General features: G+C 49.0%; 1 protein-coding gene. It reads right to left on the reverse strand.

The features are described from left to right. Positions 1-13: 13 nt before the first annotated feature. A complete protein-coding gene (locus E1297_RS00690; protein ID WP_155132665.1) occupies positions 14-334 on the reverse strand; it encodes a recombinase family protein in 321 nt (106 codons plus the stop codon). Positions 335-480: the final 146 nt, after the last annotated feature.

The following is a 480-nucleotide window of genomic DNA, read 5'->3' on the forward strand; positions in this document are numbered from 1 at the left end:
GGCGTTATGAGTTTCATGCGTTAGCCCTGATACTTCCCGCGGTCGAGACTTCGGGCTCCAAGACCTTTAGCGACGCCCCTCGTTGATCCAGCTCGTGTACGAGATTGAGAACATCTCGAGTCGATCTTCCGAGACGGTCAAGGCGCAGAACAACCAGTTCATCGCCGGCTTGCAAAAACTGCATAATTGTATCGAGTTCAGATCTTCCTGCTCGTGTAGCGCCGGAACCTGTTTCCGATCGAATGATCTCATAGCCTGCCGACGTCAAACGGTCGATTTGAATTTCCAGGTCTTGGTCGGCGGTACTTACGCGGGCATAGCCTATGCGAGCCATATCGATACTGTAACATTAGGGTGGTTTGTGAAGTATAGTGTCACATTTTATGCAAAAATAAGTCTTTTGTTACATTTTGACGTGTCGCAAATCAATGCTTCTTTGGGGTGCACCCTAATGTTACTGCGAAAATGGCGGTTCAGTGC

This window comes from Roseibium sp. RKSG952, assembly GCF_009711355.1.

Excerpts from the sequence above, each read along its gene's own strand:
- E1297_RS00690 (WP_155132665.1), bottom strand. The coding sequence starts at position 334 with ATGGCTCGCATAGGCTATGCCCGCGTAAGTACCGCCGACCAAGACCTG.